General features: G+C 39.3%; 1 protein-coding gene. It reads left to right on the top strand.

What is annotated here, in order from left to right:
- The first annotated feature begins 177 nt into the window (after nucleotides 1-177).
- Nucleotides 178-1197, top strand: a complete 1020-nt coding sequence (locus DWW81_RS13040) for a recombinase family protein (protein ID WP_117898195.1) — start codon at nucleotides 178-180, stop codon at nucleotides 1195-1197.
- Nucleotides 1198-1360: the final 163 nt, after the last annotated feature.

Below are 1360 nucleotides of genomic sequence, written 5' to 3'. Positions count from 1 at the left end.
TGCATAATTCTTGTTCGAATAAAATGTGTCAAGTGATATTGACAAAACCAAAGTGATATTGACAAAACCAATTTTAAATAAGGTTAGCTTGTGCAAGTCGAACTCAACGATTTGAGCAATTATGTACTTTTCACAATTCAGCAGCTAGAGCTATAACCACCAAAGCTAAATATTTCATTGCAAGTTAAAGTTTCGGGGTCGCAGCCCCCGAAACACTCACAGCGGACGAGCAAAGCTCGCCGCAAAAGTGCCGAAAATACGCAGTGGTTTTGTCAATATCACTTGACAAAACCAGTAAGGCGGATACTTACGAACGAGCTGTACATCGGAACGATGGTCAATCACAAAACTGTGACAAGTAAAATCTACAAGACAAAGACTTTTATTCAGCCTGAAGAGCAGTACCGTCACGAGAATTTTTGTGAACCGATCATTGATGAAACAACTTGGAAACAAGCTCAGTTCTTGCTGAAAGAGCGTTCGCAGATCAATCCACGTTCGCAAAATGGTCGGAAATTGCACCGCTACTCTGGCTTGATAAAATGCTCCGACTGCGGAGCTGGGTTCATAGCCCGCCGACGAAAATGGCGAGGGAAAGAATACGTTGAATACACTTGCAACAGCAATCATCGCTACGGTAAACAATACTGCACTCCGCATACAGTCCGTGAAAATCAACTTGATGAACTGGTCGAAGATGAAATACTTAGACTGCGTGATATTATTCTTGCTGAAGGTGAAAGATACAATAAGATCATAAAAGACTGGTCAAAGAAAAAGCCGCTATATGAACGTCAGATACAGCAGCTCAATGATAGGATTTTATCACTCCGACAGCAAATTGAGGACTTAATAATCGAACGAATAAACGATCGTGAACACACGCAAGTTTTCAACAATATGATCACCAAACGTGAGGATGAAATAGCTAAACTTGATAAAAAGATATCAGATTTAAGAGAGTATGACAAAATCTGCAAGCAGAGGAAAGAACACCTTAATAATACAACTCAGATTATTGATGAGATCTTGTCCGAAGGTTCAATATCCGATGTTAATTTGCGAATGCTTGTCAAACGAATTCTTATTCATCAAAATGAAGATAAAAGCCTCGACATCAAATTTGAGATGAACGGAGAGTTCAATGACACAGTCAGCGTATTTATAGATTCGCTGGACGAATTAGAAAGTGCATAGAGATGCAAGGAAGATCCGCAGGCAGTTCTGCGGATCTTCCTTGCTTATATGAACATATTAAACAGCAGACGAGCTATACCTAGCAATGAACTTTGGGATAAGATCTGTTAAAAATGGTTTTGTCAATATCACTTGACACATTTTATTCGAACAAGAATTATGC

Origin of the sequence: Ruminococcus sp. AF17-1AC (assembly GCF_003461385.1) — a bacterium.
Taxonomy (GTDB): domain Bacteria; phylum Bacillota; class Clostridia; order Oscillospirales; family Ruminococcaceae; genus Hominimerdicola; species Hominimerdicola aceti.
Note: the sequence above shows the minus strand (reverse complement) of the source record. Positions and strands in the feature narration are given on the sequence as shown.